The sequence below is a fragment of the Clostridium sp. Marseille-P299 genome (genome assembly GCF_900078195.1).
Classification (GTDB): Bacteria; Bacillota; Clostridia; order Lachnospirales; family Lachnospiraceae; genus Lachnoclostridium.
In genome coordinates this window covers 59,098-84,301 of record NZ_FJVE01000004.1, presented here as the reverse complement: position 1 = coordinate 84,301, position 25,204 = coordinate 59,098, and the positions used below count along the sequence as shown (strand labels likewise).

Here is a 25,204-nt window from a genome sequence, read left to right as displayed (position 1 = left end):
TGCAAATCAGGGGGTGTGACCATGCAAAAAGGAAAAGGAAAAAGGATTTTTAGCAAAGGAATAAATGATCATGGATTTTCTTTGGTTGAAGTCTTGATTAGCGTAGTAATTCTTGCATTGATTGCCACACCTTTATTGAAGCAATTTGTGACCGTATATAAGGTGAACTCAAAATCCAATAACTTTCAAAAAGAAACCTTATTGGCTCAGAATCTTCTTGAAGATATAAAAGCAAAGACATTTATAGAGATAGTATCGGAATACGATGAATCAACTGCTCATACAAGTATCCCAAACGAAATTTATTATTTGGAAAAGAAAGATATCCACTATAGTGGGAAAAAATACGATTCTCTAATCACGATGGATGCAACGTCATATCGTGTTGAAAACCCAGCCAATCCATCTGGTGAAAAGATTGGATATAATACATTTCAAATGCCTATTATTGAAGATATTAATATTCCTAAAAATATTTTAGCAATTGAATCTTATGAAACTGATTTGGCGGTAGCAGCCTTATATGGGAATCATGTGAATTATATTGCAGAACAAAGAGAACTTCATAAAGATGACCTAACCTTTGCAATTACAGAAGCGGCACCATCGGATATTCAAGAAAAGTTAACAAAGCAAATTAAGATTGAAATAAAAAAAACTGATGGAATCGTAAAAGTAAAGGTGGAATTTGATTTTTCTTGTCCAGCAATTGAGGGATGCGAAAATGAGACATATACAGTTACGGATAAAACATTTCATACGTCGTTAGGAGATGTGTATGTATTTTATTATCCAACCTATAGCGATAATTTATCAATCACAAAGGATGTTACGATAACAGAAGACGTAGACGTATATGTTGTTAGGCAGGAACCAAAGAATGCAACAACTTCCATACCAGAAACTTTGATCGGAGCACTTCCTTTAGGAGTGAATCTATATAGTAATGTGAAGTACGGTGTGAATTCTAATTCACTGGTAAAGAAAGATGTAGCTCAAAATAGAATTTATGATGTTACGGTTCAAATTTATCCAGCTGGAGCTGAGTTTCAGGCGGAAGAACTTTTAGTAGAATTCCATTCCACAAAGGAGGAATAGGAGATGAGAAAGAAGTTAAACGTAATCTCTGATAATCGAGGTGGAAGCTTAATACTAGTGATTGTTTGTATTAGCTTTGTAAGTATACTATGCTCTATTTTACTATCCGTTGCAGTAAATAATATTCAAATGAAGTCAGTGGATCGAAAATCAAAGTCAAATTTTTATGGTGCAGAGATTGCATTTGATGAAGTGAAAAAAGGTTTGGAAGAAATAGTAGCATCTCAGCTAGAAAAGGCCTATAACCAAGCAATGGAGAAATATATTGATAACTCGGAAGATGAAAAAAAGCAGATTTTTTCAAGTGCATTTATATTAGGAATGATGGAAGAGTTAGGAGTAAATAAAGGGCTAAAGAGAACAGCAGATTTATCGGAATCTGGTGATTTATCAAACTATAATTTGACCCTAATCAAAAGTTTTATGAAACAAAGAGAGGCAACTTTAAAAACGGTAGAAGGCGAGAACCGGTTATTCATAGATATTGCAAGTAAAACTAGTTATCTTACATTAAAGAATATATCAATTAGTTATCTTGATAAAAATCAGTATGAAACAACAATCACTTCAGATATTATCATTGAAGTTCCAGACATTAGCTTTAATTATTCTGCAGCTAGTTTAAGACCAACCTTTTCAGAATATAGCTTAATCGCGGATAACATGATTTCTTTGGATACAGCTCAAAGTGTTTTAGTGAAAGGTAATATGTATGCTGGTGCAGATGGAATTCAAATTAAAAATGGCTCCGATTTAAGTATAAGCAATGCTTCAAGTATCGTTACTAGGGGAAATATTAATGTAATTGAGCGTAGCACATTAGAAATTAAAGACAATCCTAAAATATGGGCAGGAAACATAGGGACGGATGGGATTAATACAACAGAATATCCAACTACCATAAAGATTAATGGAAGATGTTATATTGCGGATGACCTGATGCTAAATGCAGCCAATAGCAATGTTACCATTGCAGGTGAATATTATGGATATAGCTATGATACCTATAAAAAATCAGCAATCGATACGAGTATTAAGAATGCTAGTAATAACAGCGCTATTATTATAAATGGTAACAAATCAAGCCTTGATTTATCTGAAACGAATAAACTTGTAATCGCTGGTAGAGCATACCTAGACCCTTCTTCAAGAGGCAATGACTATAAGGAAGAACAAGGGAAAGTTGGGACGGGTGAGTCCTTAGCAATCAAGGGGAATCAACTTATTTATCTTGTACCATCGGAATATATTTGGTGTGGTCAAAATCCTGTTCCGATGCAGACAATAAGCGAACGTCCATCGGAGGTAAAAGAAGTAGATTTTGATAAAGTAGTTGAAGGAAGCAAGATTAATTTAAAAGATTATATAGATGATGAAATGGGTTACACGAAAATCGTATATCAACTTGGGGAAAAACAGAACTTTGTATATTATTATTTGAAATTCAAGTCCGAGGAAAAAGCGAATCAATACATGCAAAAATATTATGAAGTATATAATTCAGGAGCAAGTGTTGGAATTATTGATAGTAATGTAAAGCGTTTTGCTACAAGTATTAAATTAAACCCACTAACCACAAGAATGTCACTAGGAAACGTTTTTACCTTTGATTCAGAAACTGGTAAAAGTATGATACATTCAAATACGGTAGTACCAGATGCTCTAGACAATGTAAATTTAAATGCATTAGTGCAAATGGCTTCCAATTTATCAGACAAGTACGATGCATTAAAGGTAAGCTTAACAGAAATATCGCTGGGAGAGCCTTATGATAAGGATTCACTTTTTAATTCAATCATTCATCATGAAAATATCAAGAAGGATGGAATAAAAACATCATATAGTGATGGTGTTAAAACTGTCGTTCTAGATTCAGACTATGTTATTTATATCGTAGATAATGAGGAGAAGGAATTTGAAATTCCAAAAGAGGATGACTTACCAAATAAAGGGCGAAAAGGCATTGTGATTTCCACTGGTTCCGTTCGATTAAATGGAGAATATACAGGATTAATCATAGCAAAAAACAAGATTTCTCTCTCATCAGGGGCAAGTGTAAATGCTCCCAATGGGATGCTAGAGGAGATATTTGCAATAAATAATCCTGATGTTAATAAATATTTTAGAGAATATACCACTTTTATAAAGGAGACAGGAGAAATTACAAAAAGTAAATATGGACAAATTAATGTATCTGAGCTCATTTATTATGATCATTGGAGAAAGAATGAGTAAAACACTAGGAAGGTTTTTGTAAATGAATAAGTCAAGAAAAGAGAATGGATTTACATTGATTGAAATTATTATTGTAATCAGTATTATAGCCATTTTATCTTCTGGAATACTGTATTTAGTTTCTACGTTTCGGTATGGGGATCCTTTTAAATCTGCAAATCTACTGAATCATACAATGGAAAAAGTCCGGATAGAAACCATGAGCAAGGATGAGAAGCAGTATTTATATATTTATAATATGAATGGAATTACGTATTTTAAAATAAGTACAAACAACGATTATAGTAGAGCGGAATTAAATGAGGGGACAGGGACAAAGCTAGGAAGAGGGATTGAAATTACCTATAAAAAGACTGATGAATTAGAGAAGAAGTTAAGGGACACGGAACATATTAGTTTATTCTTTATGAAAAGTTCAGGGGCGTTTGGCTCTGATTTTGAGTACATAAAATTTATAGGGTCAAGTAAAGAGGTAATTCTTTATTGTGTGAAGGAAACGGGGCGGCATTATATTGAGTAGGTAAAGCATTTGAGTAGATAAAGTATTTGAGTAGGATTAAGTGAGTAACTAGAGTAATTTATCTTAAAAACAAGAGTATTGTAAAGGTGATGGAGTATACCGTTGCTGTATTTAAAAATAGTTATAATCTTGGTGAGGGATTAAATTTATAGTCACACATTAGGTTTTGGAGGTTTACGGTGAAAAAAATAGATAATAAAGGATTTACTCTAGTAGAGTTAATGATTGGAATCGCTATTATGTCGCTATTAAGTATTTCAATCGTTACGTTTATTGGTTACGGATCGAGAAATTACCGTAAAGCCCAAGAGGAAGTAACCTTGCAAGTGGAGGCTCAAACAATAATAAATCAACTAAGCGATTTGATTATTGAGGCATATAATGTGAAATACCAAGACGATATGCTGATTATTTATCATAACGATGCTAAGTACTTTATCACATTAGAGACGTCAAACAACCAATTACTTTATGAGAAAGTAAAGACAGATGAACTTTCATCGGGAGATAAAAAGTTATTTGGTCAGTATGTGACAAGTTTGGAAATTGTAGATACAGGTGAAAATGATTTAAATAAAACGATACAGATTTCAATTAACTTAAAAAAGAATAATACGAACTATTCCATAAAGGAGCAATATGTCACCATTAGAAATAAAATAAAAAAGGTCTCAGTTTCTTAGAAATCTCTTTGAAAAAAGCTTTTGTTGCAAAGGAATTTCATAGGTAAATCATTAGGAAAGGAATGGGCAGATGGAGAGTAAGTTAAAAATTCTAATAAAGGGAATGTTTAAAGTAACCATAGCAATTCTTGTAATAATGTTGTTACCAGTTCTAATGAGCAAAGTAAAGATTGAAGAGACTCTTACAGTGGCAGAATCAAATAACGAATATTTGAAATTCTATGATTTTAATCCCATTGAAAAGACTGGAACGAAAGAGAATCCATTTATTATTTTAGAAATCGTATCTTATCGGGGGATGGGGCAGATTGGGTACCTAGTTGGTGGACAGGAACCAGTTGATCCTTCTGTTTCAACTTATGAAAAGCAACTTTATGGGGTTTTTAATGGATTTGCACAGGGGGCATTTAAAGTAAAGAAAATAAAAAAAGATGTCTTAGAAGCAGTTGATAATGTGTATGCTTGGGAATGGAAGAGTTATAAGTTAGAAAATCAAGAAGGGTATTTTCAAAAAGTAGATGACTTAAGCGGATTGTACGATAAAGATACCTCAGGTTCTATAATTACCTTTGTCAAAAAAAAGTATGGTACAGGAAATTATAACTGGGTAAGTGCCCTAAATAGTGGAGATAAAACTACCGATTATACATCTGATCAAGTATGGATGAAAAATTACACATTAGATGTTTCCTGCTATGAGAATATAGGGGACTGGTTGTTTGAAAATAAGGAGATATTTAAGCGTGATGTATTACATATATCTGAAGCAGAATTAGATAGTTATTATGTTAGAGTTGTTACGATTACTCCGGAGGAGCTAAGGAAAAATGTAGAGAAGTTTTCGAAGTATTATGACCTATCAGATCATGGAAAAAACAATAAGGTATATGTAGGTGCGAATAGTGAGGGAGAAATTGATTTAATTGGAAATGCAGATTTAATTAGTATTAGTCCTAGTGCACAAGCTGGTAAAGATAGCGTAATAGAAATGTGGGAACTGTATGGAAGAGATAAATCGGGGATATCTAGTTTGCAAGAACGAACCAAGGAAGGCTTTGATAAGAATGATTTAGACTGGCAAACTTCCATGGAGTTGTTTATGAAAGTTGGAGTGGTAGCAGACAAGGCTCCACTTGTTTATGATATTACTTGTTTTGATCAACCAAAAATTGAAATTAAAAAAGTTGTACCATGTCTAATAGGAACTGAAACAAGTACTGGTTATCTTAATAATATGTATAAACTATTATTGTTATTGCGACAGAGAAATCCAGTAGAAATTTATAACCTATATTTTAATACTTTTGGTGGGGAAGAGACATCTTCCGTATCAATGACTACCGTGTATGGAAAGACAACAGGAAGCTTTGATATTCAAAGGGATAGTGACGCTAAAGTATATTGGAGTTTCAATACATTTTTACCTCCGTTTCCAAATGGAAAATTCCCTGAATATATTTCACAATTAAATCCGGATTATAGAAAGTACCTGATGGATTCAAATATTATTTTAGGTTGGGGAGATATCCATGATGCTGTGATACGAAATATATATTCTTATAATGGAACCTCTAATATTGTGCAGCGATTTATTCATATCGATGGGGCATTAAAGGAAGTGAGTTCTTCTGAAAGTGAAAAAAAGGTTGGTTATAACAAGGAATTCTTTGATTATTTAAAGAATAAAGATACTGCTGTTACTAAAAAAAATGCAAGTCCATGTGAAGCAGTAGAATATATTTTAAACGCTAAGAGAAATAATCAAAAGGACTCTATTACAGTGTTGGATATAGAACCATGTAATGAATTTAATTTAACAGAAATACAGTTGCAACGATTAATACCTGCATTTTCAGGTAATATCAAGATAGTTAGACAAACCACTGCAGAATTTATTGGTAAGGTGGAAGATTTAAATTCTACATACGATTTAATTTATATAGGAACGAATACTGGAAAAATGAATGTAGATGCATCCGGTAAAACCATATATAATGACCCACTTATGGATGGATTAGTATATAGTCATATGGGCGATCGTATTCTTGGTTTTGATAATTTGCATGGGGTATTAAAAGAAGGCACCAGTGTTATTAAAGCGATGGATTCTATTAATTTTGGAGACGATACATATAGTACAAAGAATATTTTTAAGGGGTATAACAATGTTCAGTTTTCATATATAAAAAATGTAGCCGACTTTTATCGATTTTCAGGAAATGACATTACTAAGTTAAAGAAGCAGGAGCTAGAGGAATATATATTAGGAGGGTATCCGGTATTATTAGAAGGACAACTATATGATTGTAATACTAGTATAATAGATGATTCTTCGAATTTATTCAGCTTTATTGTTAGTAATAAAATAAAAAATGAATTGGTAAATAAAGAACATATTTTAAATGTATCAACACAATCTTTAACACAAAAGAGATTATTAGAATTAATCAATAAAGAAAAAGTACTAATAAATATGACTGAATCACCAAAAGAGTATCAAGTTGATGATTTGAGTTCTTTGATAGAAGATAGAACATTAAAATATGTATTTCAAATTCAGTCTACCTCTGGGAAAAGTACGGACAAATACAATTGGAGTATCTATGTAGATAGTAACGCAGACGGAAGATTTATCGAGAAAGAAAAAATTCTGTCAGGAGTAGCTTCTTCAGGTAGTTTTATAAATATAAGTAAGAGGTTATCTGAAAAATATGTAGGGGTTATTCCATGGAAATTAGTAATTACAGATCAAAAAAATGCAAATATTAGGGCTGAAAAAATAGGATATGCTGCTTTTAAAACGCCAAATAGTTCAGCAGAGGAAAGTAAGAAAACAAGAATCAATATATTACAAATAACTTCAAATAATTCTACACTTAACTTGGAGGAGTTGATGAATCCACCAAGAGGGAAAACTAGCTTATTTTATGAGTTTACAAAAAATCTGGATGATTTTAATGTCCAAATCAAGACAATAAGTGTAGAAGAATTTTTAAATCTTTATAAAGGTACTGGGAATGCATATGATAAAAATCAACCAGATGTGACAGATAAACTGTATTTTGTGGATAAAGGTATGAAAAAAGCATATGACATGTTGATATTTGGATTTGGTGACAGCTATTCTGATATTAGCAATGATAACGGTGCTTTGTTTAATGTACAGGCTTTTATAGATAGCGGTAAGAGTGTAATGTTTACTCATGATACAACATCCTTTGTTAATATAAAAGTTGACGGAGAGTATTATGATAATACAAAGACAGGGAAAACATTAATTAATTGGGGATATGGTTTTAATCAGTTTTTACGGAATCTAGTGGGATTAGATCGCTTTGGTGTTATGAGAGAGGTTGGTGATACTACTCCATATGATACCGCGACTATGCCAAGTAAAGTTGTGAAGGAGATTTATAAGAGCGGAGCTTTGACGAATTATCAAACAACATATCCTGAAATTCAAGGTTATACTTATGGGAACCTAGTTGCTTTTGGGAATCCAAGTAACAATCCATGGGTAAATATCCATGAGGCAAATAAAGCCTATCCTCCATTTGCATATGGTAATGAGATAAAATTAGGTACTAACATTGATCAATATTTTACGAGATATGCAACAAAAGTGAATGAAGGACAGATAACCAATTATCCGTATAAAATTATTAATAATTTATACATTTCAGAAACACATACCCAGTATTATCAATTGAATATGGAAGACCCTGAAATAGTTGTGTGGTATAGTTTGTCCGATAAGGAGGGGAATCTTTTTAATCCGGAACGTTCCAAAGAAGAAATTGATACCCATTCAAAAGAAGTTGGCCCTTACAGTGTTTCGCCAAACGATGTTCGTAACAATTATTATATTTATAGCAAAGGTAACATTATGTACACAGGAGTAGGTCATTCGTCTATGGATCAATTAATAGATGCTGGAGATAGAACGTCCGAAACGTGGAAATGTGAAAATGAAGTTAAGTTATTTATCAACACTATAATTGCCTCTTATAATGCAGGAGTAAGCTCACCTAATGTGGCAATTACAAATGAAGAAGCCATTAAAAACAATTCACTTGGCTATCTTCTATATGAGGATTCTGAAGGATATGCAAAAACTGTAGGTGCAACTAAAAAAATCAAATTTATAGCGGAGGACAGAAACTTATTTACCGATGAATTAATTGTAAGAGTGTACAGCTATGATAATGATGGCAACATGATCTTACTAAATCCTGCTATCAAAAAAATGGATGGAAGTCTAGTAAGCTCCTACAATGAAACTGGAAAAGAATCAGGGTATGTGATTCGAAGCGATGTAGAGTATTATTTTGAATTTCCACTTGAAGCATTTGCAGTTAACGGAACGGATAAGATTATGATTCGTGTGACAAATCAACATAATCTAACAGGTTCAACGAATGCAATAATACAAAACAGAATTTTATTTGACCTAGATTAAATAGACTCAGATATAAAAGTAGTAATGAGGCTGTAGAAAACAGCCTCATTACTAGTACCAATAGCATTTCAGATTTCTACGCATGTGTTAACGTTGGAAACATAATTCTTTTTGCTGAAAAATCGTTTAGGTCTTCACCGTAAACAAATAAAGTAGTATCCTCTTCATTAACTTCTATTTGCATATAACCGTCAGTACATAAAGGTGTGAATCCTAAGGTGACTTTTATGATTTCTGAACCAAATGCTTGGAACACACTGTCTAAATCAATTATGTGATCTGCGATAATATCATGGATAAACAGTGATTGCCCATCAATTTCTGCTATAACGTAAACATCTTGCTCTTTAATATAGTAAATGCAGTCCTTCATAAAAGAAGTGACATAAAACATAAGTAGACCAAGTTTGTTTTTCATAACAAAGGAACCATTACTTATACTGTTTTTAACCAATGAAACGAATTTATTTTGATTGCAATCATTGGTTAAATCAATTCGTTTCGCACTAAGTTCATGGCCATTTTGGCTTATCTCTTTATAATATTGAAATTCTTTGCTTGGAACAAAACCGAACTTTGGATAAAACTCAAGGACGCTATCATTTGCAAATAAATAGATACCATCGGCTTTATCCTTCCAATCCTCCATTATTTTATTTATAAGAAATCGGCTTAGACCTTGATTACGATAGCTCTTATCGGTCATGACTGTTCCTATTTGAATATATTTCTTTTCGGTTCCGTTATAATCAAAATCCATAAGATTAACAGAAACATTTGCAATGATCTTATCGCCATCGCATAGTGAATACGGGATGTATCCTTCTCCCCAAAAACCAGCATTGTACCAAGTTTCAAAATTAAACCCGTAGGTTTTTTCTGTTAAATGATTCAAGCTATTTCTTAAATTACTATTATCTCTATAATTTGTTACAAATCTGTAGTTCGTACTATTATTCATGCATGCACATCTCCTAACTATGAAGTAAAATCAGTAATTAACCACTACTTTATATATATCTATTTTAGGTGTGAATTAATAATATAACAACCTAAAATTTATTTAATAAAAGAACAAGCGCATGTTTATATTAAGAATGAAAGAAAAAGTTAACAATGTAAAATAAAATTAAGAAATAGTACTTTTATACTTGTAAATAATGGTAAATCCATTTATAATAGGTAAAAATAACTACGTGGATATAGTTATATCTCAATATTTAAGCATAATAATCTATGAAAGTAATAACTAAGGGGAAAAATAGGGGACGAACTAGGTGGAAATGTAGACAATATAAATTGATAAAGGTACCACTATTATAATTGTTTAATAGATTTATAACACCTTATAGTAGATTTTTTCTTTCATTTGAAGAAAAAATATTATGTACAATAGGATTTTAGATATTTAATCTTAATTAGATATTTAAATAATGGGAGTGTCTTTATGAGTGATAATAGTTTTGTAGGTATGGATTTCAGCTTAGAAGAGTTTCAAATATTATGGAATAATAGCGAGTATTCTCTTTGTATTTATAGAATTACAGAGGACCATGAAGTTGTAATAGAAAAAGCAAATGAAACATATTTAAAACTTTTTAGTCTAAAAGAAAGTGATTACGAAAAGCCAGTGAATGCATTATTGCCGGGGCAGACGATTCAAGGCATAGCAAACTCCATGGAAGTTTTCTTTGAAAATCAAAACAAACCATTGGTAACGAATCGTGAGTTTGAAGATGTATATGGGTGCGCCTATTGGAATGTAATACACCAACTTAGAAAAAATAAAATTTTATGTATCGGAAGAAAAGTTTATGATCTTAGTGTTTTAACTAAGAAAAATTTAACGGATTTAAGTTATCCATCACTTTTAGTTTCATTAACAAATGATAATCGATATAAGATAGAATCATTTAGTGAAGAATATTTACAAATGGCAGTACATTCGTGGATGTATGAGGGGTATTTGGATGAATATCCATTTGCTGAACTTAATTTTAAGACGACTAGAGTGATAGACGAATGCATTCGATTAAATCAAACAATTCAATATACGGATGTAGTGAAAATACCTGGAGCGAAATATTTTGTATTAGTAACGTTAGTTCCTATCGTACATGTCGATAGTACGAAAGTATTGATTATATCAAAAAAATCAGATACCCCGATAACTTTAAATATAAACGATAGATTAGAGCGATTTAGTACTGAGTTAATTCAGTATTTTAATACGAGATTAGTTGGAATTTGTTTCATGGAAATTACCAGCATTAAATCCTTTGAAATAATATTATCAAATGAATGTTTTGATGAAATTATAAATAGAGAAGTCAAGATGGAAGAGGATATTATAAAGTCATCTCTTTTTAAGCAATGTATATTATCAAGAAATGCAGTTAGGGGTTACATACAGACAAAAGAATCGAGAGAAATAAGTGCAAAGTACTTTGTTCAGATAATCCCAACAGTAATAGATAATGTAGTTAGTGGAATATTATTAACCATTGATCCAGAACATCAGCTACCGAAGATTGGGAGCGATTTATTGCTTAAATTAACAAAACGTGAAAGAGAAATACTAGCCTATGTAGCGGATGGCTATACCAATAAATATATTTCATCTAAATTAAATATCACCGAAGGCACGGTGAAGCGAATTATATCCAATGGATATAAAAAATTAGGGATTAGTTCAAGAGTTGAATTGGCTAAAATTTATTTATCGGAGTAATAGATTTCGAAAGTTAAAAAAGTAGCAGCGATGAAGATTAAATTTTTCACCGCTGCTATAAATTTAAATAATACTTTTGTGATAATGTTGCTGTTAAACCTTATTGTCCATGTTTATGATAACGTTGTCTTTTGCGTTTATTGTCTATGTTTATGATAACGTTGTCTTTTGCGTTTTTTGTCCATGTTTATGATAACGTTGCTTTTTGTCCTTTTTGTCCTCGTTTACGATTACGGACTTTCTTCGCCTGCAATTGTTTTCCTTTATATTCAAAGAATTCAGTGTCTGGTTTTACAGCGGTTGCATAGGCGACAGTATCTTGTTTTTCCAGTGCGATTGCTTTTACACCTCGGCTGGTCTTTTTAAGTTCTGTGACTTCAGAGAGAGGGAATCCTAAGGATAAGCCATTTTCTGTTAATAAAATAACTTTTAAATCTCCAGAGGAAACCTCGTGAGCTGATAAAATATTAACACCAACGAGTAAATCATCCTCATCTAATTTGGTTGCTAATATAGTAGTTCGATTGGTTTCAAATTCAATTCCTGAAACTTGCTTAATGTATCCATATTTTGTTGTGAAAAGTAATTGTGATTCAAAAAGTTCTTCAAAGGAAATATATAATAAAATATCTTCTTTATCTACCTTGCATAAGTTTTGTATCAAGGTTCCTTTGTCTTTAATCTTACATTTTGGTATCTTTTCTGCCTTTACTTGATGCATATTCCCTTGAGCAGTAAAGAGGCAAAGTCGATCGGTGTTTTTCATTTTTATGACATTAACATATTCTTTTAGACTATCTTCGGATACCCTAGAAAGACTTGCAGAATCAATGGATTTTGTGTAACCAAACTTGTCGATTAATACATAAATATCTTCCACTTTAAATTCTTCTACATAATCAGCCACTGTCATATTTGCAAGAATCGTGCGTCTAGGAGTGTTAAATTGCTTTTTATAATCTCTTAAATGAGATTTAATTACTTTAAATAGCTCTTTTTCATTACCAAGAACATTCTTGTAGGATTCGATATTTTCTAACAAGTTTTTATTCTCTTCATGTAGTCTAAGGATTTCAAGACCGATTAATTTGCTAAGTGGCATTGCTAAAATAGCATCTGCTTGTCGTTCTGTGAAGTCTAATTTTGCAGCATGTTTTTTAGAAGCTTCGGTTTTAAACTTAATTTCTGTAACGTCACCATGAATTAAGCATTCTTTTGCTTGTTTAATTGAGGAACTACCACGAAGAATTTCAATGATTAAGTCAATTACATCGGTAGCACGAATTAAACCATCAACGATTTCTAAACGCTTTTCAGCTTTATCTAGTAAATGTTCATATTCCTTTGTATATAGTTCTTCTTGGAAATGAACGAACTCTTCAATTAAAGATTTTAAGTTAAAGGTAATTGGTTGTTGTTCCTTTACTGCTAATAAGTTAACACCATAGGTATCTTCAAGAGCAGTCTTTTTATAAAGACCATTTAGTAAGTTATCAATATCACGGTCTTTTTTAACTTCAATTACAACACGAATACCTTCTTTGGAGGATTCATCACGAACATCAAAGATTTCGTCGAAAACTTTGTCCTTCATAAGAGAGACTAAACTTTCCACGAGCTTTGTTTTATTACCTGCAATGGTATATGGAATTTCAGTAACAACGATATTTTTTCTACCATTTTCGCTGTTTTCAATTTCTGTCTTTGCACGAACTTTAAGACGACCCTCTCCAGTTTCATAAATCGATGGAATCACTTCACTATTGATAATGGTTCCACCAGTTGGAAAATCAGGACCAGGGATGTATTTCATCAAACCTTCGATATCTATGTTAGGCTTATCAATATAAGCAATAATACCATCAATAACCTCACCAGGATTGTGAGGAGGAATATTCGTAGCCATACCAACAGCAATACCAGTGGTACCATTAATTAAAAGGTTAGGTAGCATCGCTGGTAAAACAGCAGGTTCTTGTTCACTTCCATCGAAATTTGGTACAAATTCAACCAAGCCTTTTTCTAAATGATCAAGTAAAGTCATGGCACCATCTGAGAGTCTAGCCTCTGTGTAACGCATTGCTGCAGCTCCATCGCCATCAATGGATCCAAAGTTTCCGTGCCCATCAACAAGTGGAATCTGTAAAGAGTAATTTTCAGTCATATGAACAAGTGCATCATAAATGGAGCTATCTCCATGAGGGTGATATTTACCCATTGCATCACCGACAATACGAGCACTTTTTCTATGTGGTTTTTTAGGATCTAATCCTAACTCTATCATAGAGTATAAAATTCTTCTTTGTACTGGTTTTAATCCGTCACGTACATCTGGTAACGCTCTTGAAATAATAACACTCATCGCATAATCACGATATGAGTTTTTCATTTCCTCGGAAAAATCCAGTTGTATTATGTTCTCATCTTTTTTCATTACACATGGTACCTTTCTTTTTGATTATATATCTACACGAGCATATTTTGCTTCATCCATAATAAATGCGCGACGAGGAGGAACATTGCTGCTCATAAGCATAGATGTTGTCTCGTCTGCGTCAACGGTATCAGAAATTGTTACTTGGGCAAGGACTCTTGTCTCAGGATCTAGGGTTGTTTCCCAAAGTTGATCTGCATCCATTTCACCAAGACCTTTGTAACGCTGAATATTTAAAATTTTATATTTTTTATTCTTTCTAAATTTCTCAAGTTCAAAATCGTTGAAGATGTATTCGGACTTCTTTTTCTTCTTTGCTGCACTACTATCTTCAAATTCCACACGGTATAGAGGTGGAAGACCACGATATACTTTACCTGCCATAATAAGTTCAGGCATAAAGCGATAAAAGAATGTTAAAAGTAAAGTACTAATATGGGCTCCATCAACATCCGCATCGGTTAGGATAATGATCTTATCGTAGCGAAGTTTCGTGATATCAAAATCTTCACCAATACCACAACCAAAAGAAGCAATCATAGATTTGATTTCATTATTTACTAAAATCTTTTCTAAAGTTGCTTTTTCAACATTTAATATTTTACCTCGTAAAGGAAGTACCGCTTGTGTTCTACGGTTTCTTGCTGTTTTTACAGTTCCACCCGCGGAATCACCTTCGACAATATAAACTTCACATTCTTCTGGCTTTTTGGAGGAGCAAGAAGCTAACTTACTTTTGGTATCTACATCATTTAATTGTTTTAAAACAGCAGTACGAGCTTTATCACTTGCTTTTCTTGCAGTATAAGATTTTAATGAGTTATCAAGTATTGTTCTTAAAATTTCAACATTCTTGTCAAAAAAGATAGTGACTTCACTAGAAAATACATCATCAACAGCACTTTTCGCATCGGTATTTCCAAGCTTGGTCTTTGTTTGACCTTCAAACTGTGGGTCTGGATGCTTAATAGAGATAATGGCAACAAGACCATTACGAATATCTTTACCATCAAAGTTTTCATCTTTTTCTTTTAAAATACCAAGTTCTCTTGCATATTGATTCATTACTCTGGTAAGAGCTGTTTTAAAGCCAGTTACTAAAGTACCACCATCAACTACGTTGATACGATTACAGTAGGCATTGATTTGTTCAGAATAACTGTCTGTATATTGAAAGGCAACTTCTACTTCAATATCACCACTTTTTCCTTCTATATAAATAGGTTCTTCGTGAAGTGGATTTGATTCTCGGTTAATATAACTAACAAAACTCTTAATTCCATATTCTTCGCAATATGTTTTTTCAGTTCCACTGATCTGATCAATAAAATGAATGGTTAAACCTTTATTTAAAAATGCAACTTCTTTTAATTTTTTATTAATGGTATCGGCTTTAAATTCAACGGTTTCAAAGATTGTATCATCAGGATAGAAGGTTACTTTTGTACCAGTATCTGATTTATTACATTTACCCACAACCGGCAATAAGCCATCTTCTAGTTCTACAATAGGATGACCACCATTTACATATTCATCGCGATATACTTTACCATCTCTTCTGATTTCAACGATCATTCTAGTTGAAAGTGCATTTACAACGGAAGCACCTACGCCATGAAGACCTCCAGATACTTTATAAACTGAGCCTCCAAATTTACCACCCGCATGTAAAATCGTATAAACAACACGTGCAGTAGGAATTTTTTTCGTTGGATGAATATCGATTGGGACACCACGGCCATGATCTGCGATTGAAATACCACCGTCTTTTTGTAGCGTGATATCGATTTGATTACAATATCCAGCAAGATGTTCATCAATACCATTATCAAGAATTTCCCATATTAAGTGATGAAGCCCCCTTGTACCAGTACTACCGATGTACATACCTGGACGTTTACGAACTGCTTCTAGTCCTTCGAGTACCACAATTTGACTCCCATTATATTGTTCCATAGCTACGTTCCTTTCTATATAAAATGTCTTTAAACGTTTTCTTCTTAAAGATAAAAACTTACAAGTTTAGCTGATATATCCATAATCTTTCGCTAAAAGATGAAAAAGGTTTTGACAGTGAAATCAAAACCTTTATACAAATATTTCTACTTACTTTGAACATTATACCATAGCTTTTCTTTTTTTATCAAGAAAAACGCTATTACCATTGAATATGCAGTACTTATGAGAGCTAATAGTTGCTAAATTTAAGAAAAGAAATGTTTTTGTAATTACAATAGAATAAACACCTTGAAAGAAATTGAAAAAATTGTTAATAATATAGAAAATACTTTAATTGAAACGGAACGAAAGGAATCGAAAAATCATGAGTTTATCAAGCCTTGCTTAGATTTGCTATTGATAATCAATAGTATTCGAAGTATAATAAAGGCAATATGTCATAAAATGAGATAACTCGTCAAAACGAGATTTCATGTAGTTGTAAATAAAGTTAATGATAGTGTAAAACACTAGGATTTGTTGCAGGAGGGTAATTAAGTGGCAGATTGCAAAATAAGTATTGTCATACCAGTGTATAACGTAGAAAAATATTTGCGTACCTGTTTGGACAGTGTTGTAAATCAGACATTAAAAGATATAGAAGTCGTCATCGTTAATGATGGAAGTAAAGATGGGAGTCTTGACATCTTAAAAGAATACGAAGCGAAATTTCCAAAGCTAATCACTGTTTATTCAACAGAAAATCGTGGTGTTAGCCATGCGAGAAATTATGGTATCGCTAGATCCCATGGGGAATACCTCTTATTCGTAGATAGTGATGACTATATTGAGCCAGATATGTGTGAAAAGTTATATGAAAAAGCAAGTAGAGACAATAATGACATCGTTATTTGTAAATATTATGATATTTATCAAAACGAGACAACTGGTTTAATCACAAGAAAAAAAGGGAAAGCGTATGACATTGCGATAGGTAGAAATTTTAACTTACATGAAACAAAGTTTGAATTAACACATATTTCACCGTTTCCATGGGACAAGTTATATCGCAGAAATTTATTTGAGTCACATCAATTTCCTGAAAATATGCGTTTTGAAGACTTGGCTGTTGTATTTCAAGTTGTCTGTGAAGCAAAAAGCATAGGTGTTATAGAAGATCGACTCTATAATTACCGTCGAGCATCTGCTGGAAGTTTCTTAAGTAGCTTTAGTGAAGGAACATTAGATATTGTAAAAGCATTAGAGCTAGTGGTAGAGGGCCTTAAAAAGCAAGGAGTATTTGAAGAATTTTTTGAAGAAATAGAATACATTTGCGCAAGACATCTTTTAATACGCTACAATGCAATTTTCGATACTGCAAATAAAGGCAAATTAGCGATTAAAAAAGAGATGATTAACAGATCCATGGAATTTTTAGAGAAGAACTTCCCAAATTGGAGAAACAATCGCTATTTAAAATATACAGCTTCCAAAGCATCAAAAGCTAAGATGAAGAAGTATACAAGCCGTGCTAAAATGCTTCGTGTCGCTACAATCCGTGAATATATGCCGATTATTCTAGTGAAAATTGGACGTAAGGTAAAGAATTTAATTCATAAATTTAAGGCGAAATTTAAGAAATTCTTAAAAGCAAAGAATAAGAAAAAGTACTTGAAATCTAAAATTCCAGGTAGAAAGCTTATTAAGCAGCCAAAAGACGTAAAATACACTAGATATTACGAGAAACTTAAAGTTAATGAAAATGAAGTACTTTTTGCATCGAAACATGGGGATGATGTTGCTGGCAATATCTTTCGTATGTTACTCGTTATGAAAGAAGAGAAGTATCGTAAATTTCATATTAAGCTTACATTAAAACAGTCTCTTGTTCCAACGTATGAAAAATTATTTGAACGTTACGGCATTAATTATGTAGATATTGTAATAACAGATAGCAAAGAGTATTTAATGACCCTTGCTACTGCAAAGTATTTAATAACAGATACTAGTTTTCCACCTTATTTTATAAAGAAGCCAGATCAGGTATATTTAAATACATGGCATGGAACACCATTAAAAGCCATGGGAAGAATTGTTCCAATGCGTGAATATGGACTTGGAAATGTTCAGAGAAACTTTATGATTGCAGATTATTTATTATATCAAAATGAGTTCTCTAGAGACATTTTTATCAAAGACTATATGTTAGAGCCTATTTATAATGGCAAGATAATGCTTTCTGGATATCCAAGAAACTCAGCATTTTTCTTAAAAGATAGATACAATCAAATCCGTGAAGAATTAGGGCTTGAAGGCATGAGAGTAATGGCATATATGCCAACTTGGAGAGGACGTCTTGATAAGAAGGAAAATAAGAAGCAGATCTCCATATTATACAATTATTTCTACGAATTGGATTCTTATTTAAAGGATGATCAGGTATTATATGTAAAACTTCATCCATTTGTAAAATCAGCAATGAATTATGATGATTTTGAGCATATTTATCCATTTCCTGAAGAATATGAAACTTATGACTTCTTAAATGCGACGGATTTATTAATTACAGATTACTCTAGTATTATGTTTGATTATGCGGTATCTAAAAAGCCAATTGTATTATTTACGTATGACCGTAAAGAATACTTAAATGAGCGTGGTATGTATCTTGACCTTAATGCGGTTGAGTTCCCGAAAGCGGATACAGTAAAACAATTAGCGAAAGCAATTCAAAAAGATAGTACGTATCCAAAATTCAATGAAGAATTTTGTAAATACGATTCGAAAGATACAGCAAAAGAAGTTTGTGAAGCATTATTCTTTAACCAAAAAGTATCCTTCTCTATTGAACCAGTGAAAAAAGAGAAGAAGAAAAATGTTCTTATCTTTATTAGCGGTATGAAGAAGAATGATACAACAGAACGATTAATTGAACGTTTAAATGCCCTTGATACTTCAAAACATAACTATTATTTATGTATGAAGACAAGTACAGTAAAGAAGGCAACTTCAATGTTATCTCAGTTAAAGACTGAAATTAACTACATTCCATTGGTGTTTGATGTAAATTATACAGTTAAAGATCGTTTAGCATGTATTTGGAATTTTAAATTTGGATTCTCTGGAAAGACATCAGAGCGCCTGATTGATGAATTAGCAAAACGTGAAAAGGATAAATACTTTGGAAATATTCATTTTGATTCTGTGATTTATTTTAGTACCACCGATAAGATTATTTTCCATATGTGCAAAGCATTTGATGCTAAGAGAATCTACAACTTTAAGGCATTTGATGGGAAGAAATACAGTGAGAATAAGAAGTACAAAAAGCATATCGATTATTATATGAATCGTATTGATAGCTTTGATGTGGTAGTTGGAACAAATCAAGCGAAGAAAGTATCCATTGATGCGTTTAAAAATGGTAGTGTTAAATTAATCGCAGAGAAAAATCCAACGTTTGATTTTGAAGAAGTGCTTAAGGAGGTTGAATAGATGAAGGTAGGCGTAGTAACATTTCATAATGCACATAACTATGGTGCTAGCTTACAAGCATGGGCACTTCAAAGGGTGTTAAAAAATCTTGGAACGGAACCAGGAATTATCCATTATCATCCGGAATCCATTGATCGCCTTTATGTACCACCAAAACAAAATACATTTAAGAAAAAAGCAAAATATATTCTTAAGAAAAAGTATCGTAATCGTGTAAAGGACCAAGTTTATAAATACCACAAGTACAATAATTTTATACGTGATAACTTTAATTTAATTGGTGATTTTACAGATTATGAAGAGTTAAAGAAGGCAAATTTAAATCTGGATGCTTATATCACAGGAAGTGACCAGGTTTGGAATAGTGATCATACCAATGGTTTTGATCCTGCATATATGCTTGATTTCGCAGAGGAAGGAAAATTAAAGATTTCTTATGCTGCTAGTGTTGGTAGAGAGTACATTTTACCTCAGTATAGGGATCAATTTAGAGAAAGTCTTAAGACTTACACTTCCATATCTGTAAGAGAGCCAAGTGCGAAACCTGCAATTACAGCACTAACAGACAAACCAGTAAACGTTGTTTTAGATCCAACTCTATTACTGGATCGTAAGGATTATGAAGAATTAAAAGTACCTGGAAAGATTAAAGAACGTTATATCTTGGTATATATGATGGAAGCAAACAAAGACTTGATTCGCTTTGCAAATAAGTTATCGGTTGCTACAGGTATTCCAATTATACAAAGAAAGCCACTTGGAATTTTCCGTAACGAACTTGCTTCCTATTATACAGATGAAGCAGGAGAGTTTTTAGGTGAGATCGAAAATGCGGAGTATGTTCTAACAAATTCATTCCATGCTACGGTATTTTCATTAATCTATGAAAAACCATTTATTTCAATGCTTCATACAAGCACAGGTAGTAGAACAAGCGACTTGCTTAAAACAGTTGGATTAGAATCACATATTTTATATGATCCAAGTGAATTTCATGATATGAAAAAATTTGAGATTGAAGATAAAGAGAAATTAAGAAGTAGAATTAAGGAATTACAACAAGGTTCCTATGAGTTCTTAAAAAATGCTCTTAATAAAAAATAGTTAAGCGGTATTAGAGCGTTGGGTTGAAGATGTATATTTTCAACCTACGCATATATGCCATATTCAAGGGGAATAGGCGCATGGAGGTAACAATGAAACTATTAACAGCAATTGTCCCTTGCTATAATGAAGAAAAAGTTTTACCTTTGTTTTATCAGGAGATTATTCGTATCGCAGATTTATTAAAAAATGATGTTAGAATGGAATTTCTTTTTGTAAATGATGGTTCTGCAGACAAAACCTTAGAGATTCTAAAAAGTTTCCGAAGCAAGGACAAACGTGTTAAGATTATTTCATTCTCAAGAAACTTTGGTAAAGAAGCTGCAATGTATGCAGGTCTTGAGCATGCAAATGGAGATTATGTAGCTATTTTAGATGCTGATTTACAACATCCTCCAGAAATGCTAATACAGATGTATCACGGAATCGTGGATGAAGGTTACGATAGTGTTGCTGCAAAACGAGTAACAAGAGAAGGAGAACCAAAACTACGTTCCTTTTTTTCAAGAAAATTTTATAAAGTACTCACAAAACTTAGCAAGATAGAAATCGTGGAAGGCTCTGTGGATTATCGTTTGATGACTAGGCAAATGGTAAATGCTATTTTACAGATGAGCGAGAGAAACCGATTTACCAAAGGGATTTTTGGATGGATAGGTTTTAACACCAAATGGATTGACTATCATAATGTTGAGAGGGCAGCAGGGGAAACGAAATGGTCTTTTTTTAAACTGCTATTATATTCTTTAGAAGGAATCATAGGCTTTTCTACAGCACCTCTTGCAATGTCGTCTGTTTTAGGTTTGATATTTTGTGCGATTTCGTTTGTAGCAATCATCTATATTATTATTAAGACTTTAGTGTGGGGAGATCCTACAAGCGGATGGCCATCGCTAGCATGTATCGTTTTATTTGTAAGTGGTGTCCAATTATTCTGTATGGGAATTATAGGTCAATACTTAGGTAAGACCTACATAGAGGTTAAGAATCGACCAATTTATTTAGCGAGTATTATTGAAACAGAGGACGAGGAATAAAGTAAGCGTTCTATGATCTTATAATTTACGTTTGCATTAGAATTTAGGTTTTAGCTACGGTGAGTGGCGGAATGAGAGGAATTATGAAAAAAGTAATTACTTATGGTACCTATGATTTATTACACGTAGGACATGTGAATTTATTAAGAAGAGCGAAAGAGTATGGAGATTATTTAGTTGTTGTACTATCAACCGATGAGTTTAATGCTGTAAAGCACAAGACAGCATATCATAGCTATGAAGATAGAAAGACCATATTAGAAGCAATTCGCTATGTTGATGAAGTAATTCCTGAATATAACTGGGAACAAAAGATAAGTGACGTTGTAGACAATAACATTGATGTTTTTGTTATGGGAGATGACTGGAAAGGACAGTTTGACTTTTTAAAGGATTATTGTGAAGTTGTTTACTTACCAAGAACAGAAGGAATTTCAACGACTAAGATTAAAACAGATTTACACAAGTAATTTTAATTGGTATTGACTAGGAGGAGTGTAGTGAAAATTAAAATAAAACAGATACTTAAAAAACTTATACTTGTTCAATACCGTTTTATGGCTAAAGTTCTACCCATTCGAAAGAATGTAATTGTATTTCAAAGCAATGTAGGGCGTAATTATACAGGAAATCCTAAAAGTATTTATGAAGAAATGGTTGCAAAAAAATTAGATCAAAGGTTTCGTTGTTATTATATTTTAGATAATCCTCATCAAACGATACCTGGTAACGGAAAAACGGTACGAAATAGCCGTTTTTTCTATTATTATCTAATGGCGGTTGCTGGCATTTGGATTAGTGACGCAAGATTTCCTAATTATATAATAAAACGTAAGGGTGTAACCTTTCTACAGACCTGGCATGGTACACCATTAAAGAAATTAGCTCTTGATATGGATTCTTTGTCTATGGCAGATGAGGGAACATTAGAAGAATATCAGGAAAATTTCAGAAGAAGTTCAAAGACTTGGGATTATTTAATTGCACAAAACGAATTTTCTTCACAGATATTTAAAAGAGCATTTGACTTTCACGGAACGATGCTTGAAATTGGCTATCCTAGAAATGATGTATTATTTCGTAAAAACAACCCAAAATGTATTGTGGAATTAAAGAAGAAACTAGGAATTCCACTGGATAAAAAGGTACTTTTATATGCACCAACTTGGAGAGATGATGCATATTATGATAAATCCAGTTATAAATTTGTAAGTCCATTAGACTTTAAAAAGGTAAAGGATGCTCTTTCTAGCGATTATATTATGATCGTGAAGTATCATTATATGGTGAAAGAATGTATTGATTGGAGTATTTATGATGGGTTTTACCGAGTGTTTGACAACAGCTATGATATAGCAGATTTATACTTAGTATCGGATATGTTAATTACTGATTATTCTTCTGTTATGTTTGACTATAGTTTATTAAAACGTCCGATGCTCTTTTATGCGTATGATTTGGAACAATATAAGAATACCTTACGAGGATTTTATTTTGATTTTGAGAAAGAAGCTCCTGGTCCTATTTTTACAAGCACAGAGGAGTTTATTACACAAGTGATAAATTATGAGCCTAATTCTTATAAAGATAAGTATGAGCTTTTTGATAAAAAATATCATTCGTATGAAAGTGGAAATGCTGCAGAGCAAGTAATTAAGCTGATTTGCTCTCTTTAAAATGGAAAAAATTATCGGAAGAACCGATTGACAACATAAAAAAATTAGGTTATATTTATTCAAAAATAGTAACAAATGAATATTTCAAATTGGGCATAAAGAAATAAATGAAAGAGTTTTAAGTCTTTTATTTACAGGTTTGTGTCTGCGCTATGACCACAGACTTGATATGCACAAATAGAAGCGCAGAAATGAGGAAAAGAGTGAGAGGATTTCATTGTCACTCTAAAAGAACCCGCTATGCGGTTTCTTCCATTAATTTAGTGCCGCTATGAGCGGCGGAATGAGAGGAAATATGAAAAAACCATTTGTAACACTTGAACAAATACAAGAAATCGTAAAAACATATCCAACTCCTTTTCATATTTATGATGAAAAAGGGATTCGTGAAAATGCTAGAAAATTAAAAGAAGCATTTGCATGGAATAAAGGTTTTAAAGAATATTTTGCTGTAAAAGCAACTCCAAATCCTTTTATTTTACAAATTTTAAAAGAAGAAGGTTGTGGTACTGACTGCTCATCTATGACAGAATTAATGATGTCTGAGGCAGTAGATATTACTGGTAAAAACATTATGTTTTCTTCAAATAATACTCCAGCTGGCGAATTTTCTAAGGCAAAAGAACTTGGAGCTATTATTAATTTAGATGATTTTACTCATATTGACTTCATTGAAAATGAATGTGGAGTTCCTGAAACTATTTGCTGTCGTTATAATCCAGGTGGAGTGTATGAAGTTAGCAATGGAATTATGGACAACCCAGGGGATGCAAAATATGGGTTTACAAAAGAACAATTAATCGAAGGATTTATTAAATTAAAGAAGCTTGGCGCAAAGAATTTTGGTATCCATTCTTTCTTGGTTAGTAATACAGTAACAAACGATTACTATCCAACACTTGCGAGAACTTTATTTGAATTAGCAGTGGAAGTGAAAGAGAAAACAGATGTAAATATTACATTTATAAATCTTTCTGGTGGTGTGGGAATCCCTTATCGTCCAGAGCAAACTGCAAATGACATTATGGTAATTGGCGAAGGTGTTAGAAAAGCATTTGAAGAAATTCTTGTTCCAGCAGGCCTTGGCGATGTTGCTATCTTTACAGAGTTAGGTAGATTTATGTTAGCTCCTTATGGACATTTGATTACAAAAGCGATTCATGAGAAGCATACTTATAAAGAATATATCGGTGTAGATGCATGTGCTGTAAATCTTATGAGACCAGCAATGTATGGAGCTTACCATCATATCACAGTTTTAGGCAAAGAAGGACAGCCAGAAGATCATATGTACGATGTAGTTGGCTCCCTATGTGAAAATAATGATAAATTCGCAATTGATCGTTATTTACCTAAGATTGATAAAGGCGATTATTTAGTAATTCATGATACTGGTGCACATGGTTTTGCCATGGGTTACAACTACAATGGTAAGTTAAGATCAGCGGAATTACTTCTAAAAGAAGATGGATCCGTTCAAATGATACGTCGCGCAGAAACACCAGAGGATTATTTTAGAACCTTTGATTTTTGCGATATACTGAAAGCGTAGTGAGGTATTGCAAGCTCGCTTGCGAATGCCGATCGGAGCAACAAGATCATGAAGCGCTTTTTGTTCATGATATACTGAAAGCGTAGTGAGGTATTGCAAGCTCGCTTGCGAATGCCGATCGGAGCAACAAGATCATGAACCGCTTTTGTTCATGATATACTGAAAGCGGAGTGAGATATTGCAAGCTCGCTTGCAAATACCGATTGGAGCAACAAGAACATGAACGCTTTTGGTTCATGATG

15 protein-coding genes are annotated in these 25,204 nt (G+C 32.6%); 12 read left to right on the top strand and 3 right to left on the bottom strand.

Features of this window, described 5'->3' with window-relative positions; genetic code table 11:
• The first annotated feature begins 21 nt into the window (after positions 1 to 21).
• The 5 genes from BN4220_RS00405 (at position 22) to BN4220_RS00385 (ending at position 8,995) form a co-directional block, all read left to right on the top strand.
• A complete protein-coding gene (locus tag BN4220_RS00405) occupies positions 22 to 1,098 on the top strand; it encodes a type IV pilus modification PilV family protein (RefSeq protein ID WP_066711992.1) in 1,077 nt (358 codons plus the stop codon).
• A gap of 3 nt (positions 1,099 to 1,101) precedes the next feature.
• Entirely contained in the window at positions 1,102 to 3,333 is a 2,232-nt protein-coding gene (locus BN4220_RS00400) for a hypothetical protein (RefSeq protein WP_066711990.1), read from the top strand.
• Positions 3,334 to 3,355: 22 nt separating this feature from the next.
• Positions 3,356 to 3,853, top strand: a complete 498-nt coding sequence (locus BN4220_RS00395; protein WP_066711988.1) for a prepilin-type N-terminal cleavage/methylation domain-containing protein — start codon at positions 3,356 to 3,358, stop codon at positions 3,851 to 3,853.
• A 179-nt stretch (positions 3,854 to 4,032) separates the two neighbouring features.
• Positions 4,033 to 4,536 carry a PulJ/GspJ family protein gene (locus BN4220_RS00390; RefSeq protein WP_066711986.1) on the top strand — a complete coding sequence of 168 codons (504 nt, stop codon included), beginning with the start codon at positions 4,033 to 4,035 and terminating at the stop codon, positions 4,534 to 4,536.
• A gap of 70 nt (positions 4,537 to 4,606) precedes the next feature.
• The gene (locus BN4220_RS00385) at positions 4,607 to 8,995 is read left to right on the top strand and encodes a DUF5057 domain-containing protein (protein ID WP_066711985.1); all 4,389 of its coding nucleotides are present in this window, start codon (positions 4,607 to 4,609) and stop codon (positions 8,993 to 8,995) included.
• 76 nt (positions 8,996 to 9,071) lie between these two features.
• Here the strand turns inward: BN4220_RS00385 and BN4220_RS00380 are convergent, their stop codons facing one another.
• Positions 9,072 to 9,956 carry a GNAT family N-acetyltransferase gene (locus BN4220_RS00380; RefSeq protein WP_066711983.1) on the bottom strand — a complete coding sequence of 295 codons (885 nt, stop codon included), beginning with the start codon at positions 9,954 to 9,956 and terminating at the stop codon, positions 9,072 to 9,074.
• 486 nt (positions 9,957 to 10,442) lie between these two features.
• Here BN4220_RS00380 and BN4220_RS20380 point away from each other — a divergent pair, with 486 nt between their 5' ends.
• Entirely contained in the window at positions 10,443 to 11,726 is a 1,284-nt protein-coding gene (locus BN4220_RS20380) for a response regulator transcription factor (protein WP_066711981.1), read from the top strand.
• 187 nt (positions 11,727 to 11,913) lie between these two features.
• On the opposite strand, the gene BN4220_RS00370 is transcribed toward BN4220_RS20380, so the two are convergent.
• Both BN4220_RS00370 and BN4220_RS00365 read right to left on the bottom strand, forming a co-directional pair.
• Positions 11,914 to 14,160 carry a DNA gyrase/topoisomerase IV subunit A gene (locus BN4220_RS00370; protein WP_066711979.1) on the bottom strand — a complete coding sequence of 749 codons (2,247 nt, stop codon included), beginning with the start codon at positions 14,158 to 14,160 and terminating at the stop codon, positions 11,914 to 11,916.
• Positions 14,161 to 14,184: 24 nt separating this feature from the next.
• Entirely contained in the window at positions 14,185 to 16,116 is a 1,932-nt protein-coding gene (locus BN4220_RS00365; RefSeq protein ID WP_066711976.1) for a DNA gyrase/topoisomerase IV subunit B, read from the bottom strand.
• Between the two features lie 540 nt (positions 16,117 to 16,656).
• Between BN4220_RS00365 and BN4220_RS00360 the strand changes: the two genes are divergently transcribed.
• The 6 genes from BN4220_RS00360 to BN4220_RS00335 all read left to right on the top strand — a co-directional run bounded on the left by BN4220_RS00360 (position 16,657) and on the right by BN4220_RS00335 (position 24,962).
• On the top strand, positions 16,657 to 19,593 hold the full coding sequence (locus BN4220_RS00360) for a bifunctional glycosyltransferase/CDP-glycerol:glycerophosphate glycerophosphotransferase (protein WP_066711974.1): 2,937 nt from the start codon (positions 16,657 to 16,659) through the stop codon (positions 19,591 to 19,593).
• On the top strand, positions 19,594 to 20,697 hold the full coding sequence (locus tag BN4220_RS00355; RefSeq protein ID WP_066711972.1) for a polysaccharide pyruvyl transferase family protein: 1,104 nt from the start codon (positions 19,594 to 19,596) through the stop codon (positions 20,695 to 20,697).
• Positions 20,698 to 20,789: 92 nt separating this feature from the next.
• Positions 20,790 to 21,734 (top strand): glycosyltransferase family 2 protein, encoded by a 945-nt coding sequence (locus BN4220_RS00350; protein ID WP_066711970.1) that lies wholly within the window; start codon positions 20,790 to 20,792, stop codon positions 21,732 to 21,734.
• Positions 21,735 to 21,817: 83 nt separating this feature from the next.
• A complete protein-coding gene (gene tagD, locus BN4220_RS00345) occupies positions 21,818 to 22,204 on the top strand; it encodes a glycerol-3-phosphate cytidylyltransferase (protein ID WP_066711968.1) in 387 nt (128 codons plus the stop codon).
• 30 nt (positions 22,205 to 22,234) lie between these two features.
• Positions 22,235 to 23,410 carry a CDP-glycerol glycerophosphotransferase family protein gene (locus BN4220_RS00340; protein ID WP_242867718.1) on the top strand — a complete coding sequence of 392 codons (1,176 nt, stop codon included), beginning with the start codon at positions 22,235 to 22,237 and terminating at the stop codon, positions 23,408 to 23,410.
• Positions 23,411 to 23,705: 295 nt separating this feature from the next.
• Entirely contained in the window at positions 23,706 to 24,962 is a 1,257-nt protein-coding gene (locus BN4220_RS00335; RefSeq protein ID WP_066711966.1) for a diaminopimelate decarboxylase, read from the top strand.
• The last annotated feature ends 242 nt before the right edge of the window (positions 24,963 to 25,204 follow it).

Excerpts from the sequence above, each read along its gene's own strand:
- BN4220_RS00395 (WP_066711988.1), top strand. The coding sequence starts at position 3,356 with ATGAATAAGTCAAGAAAAGAGAATGGATTTACATTGATTGAAATTATT.
- BN4220_RS00350 (WP_066711970.1), top strand. The coding sequence starts at position 20,790 with ATGAAACTATTAACAGCAATTGTCCCTTGCTATAATGAAGAAAAAGTT.
- BN4220_RS00400 (WP_066711990.1), top strand. The coding sequence starts at position 1,102 with ATGAGAAAGAAGTTAAACGTAATCTCTGATAATCGAGGTGGAAGCTTA.
- tagD (WP_066711968.1), top strand. The coding sequence starts at position 21,818 with ATGAAAAAAGTAATTACTTATGGTACCTATGATTTATTACACGTAGGA.
- BN4220_RS00355 (WP_066711972.1), top strand. The coding sequence starts at position 19,594 with ATGAAGGTAGGCGTAGTAACATTTCATAATGCACATAACTATGGTGCT.
- BN4220_RS00370 (WP_066711979.1), bottom strand. The coding sequence starts at position 14,160 with ATGAAAAAAGATGAGAACATAATACAACTGGATTTTTCCGAGGAAATG.
- BN4220_RS00365 (WP_066711976.1), bottom strand. The coding sequence starts at position 16,116 with ATGGAACAATATAATGGGAGTCAAATTGTGGTACTCGAAGGACTAGAA.
- BN4220_RS00405 (WP_066711992.1), top strand. The coding sequence starts at position 22 with ATGCAAAAAGGAAAAGGAAAAAGGATTTTTAGCAAAGGAATAAATGAT.
- BN4220_RS20380 (WP_066711981.1), top strand. The coding sequence starts at position 10,443 with ATGAGTGATAATAGTTTTGTAGGTATGGATTTCAGCTTAGAAGAGTTT.
- BN4220_RS00385 (WP_066711985.1), top strand. The coding sequence starts at position 4,607 with ATGGAGAGTAAGTTAAAAATTCTAATAAAGGGAATGTTTAAAGTAACC.
- BN4220_RS00380 (WP_066711983.1), bottom strand. The coding sequence starts at position 9,956 with ATGAATAATAGTACGAACTACAGATTTGTAACAAATTATAGAGATAAT.
- BN4220_RS00335 (WP_066711966.1), top strand. The coding sequence starts at position 23,706 with ATGAAAAAACCATTTGTAACACTTGAACAAATACAAGAAATCGTAAAA.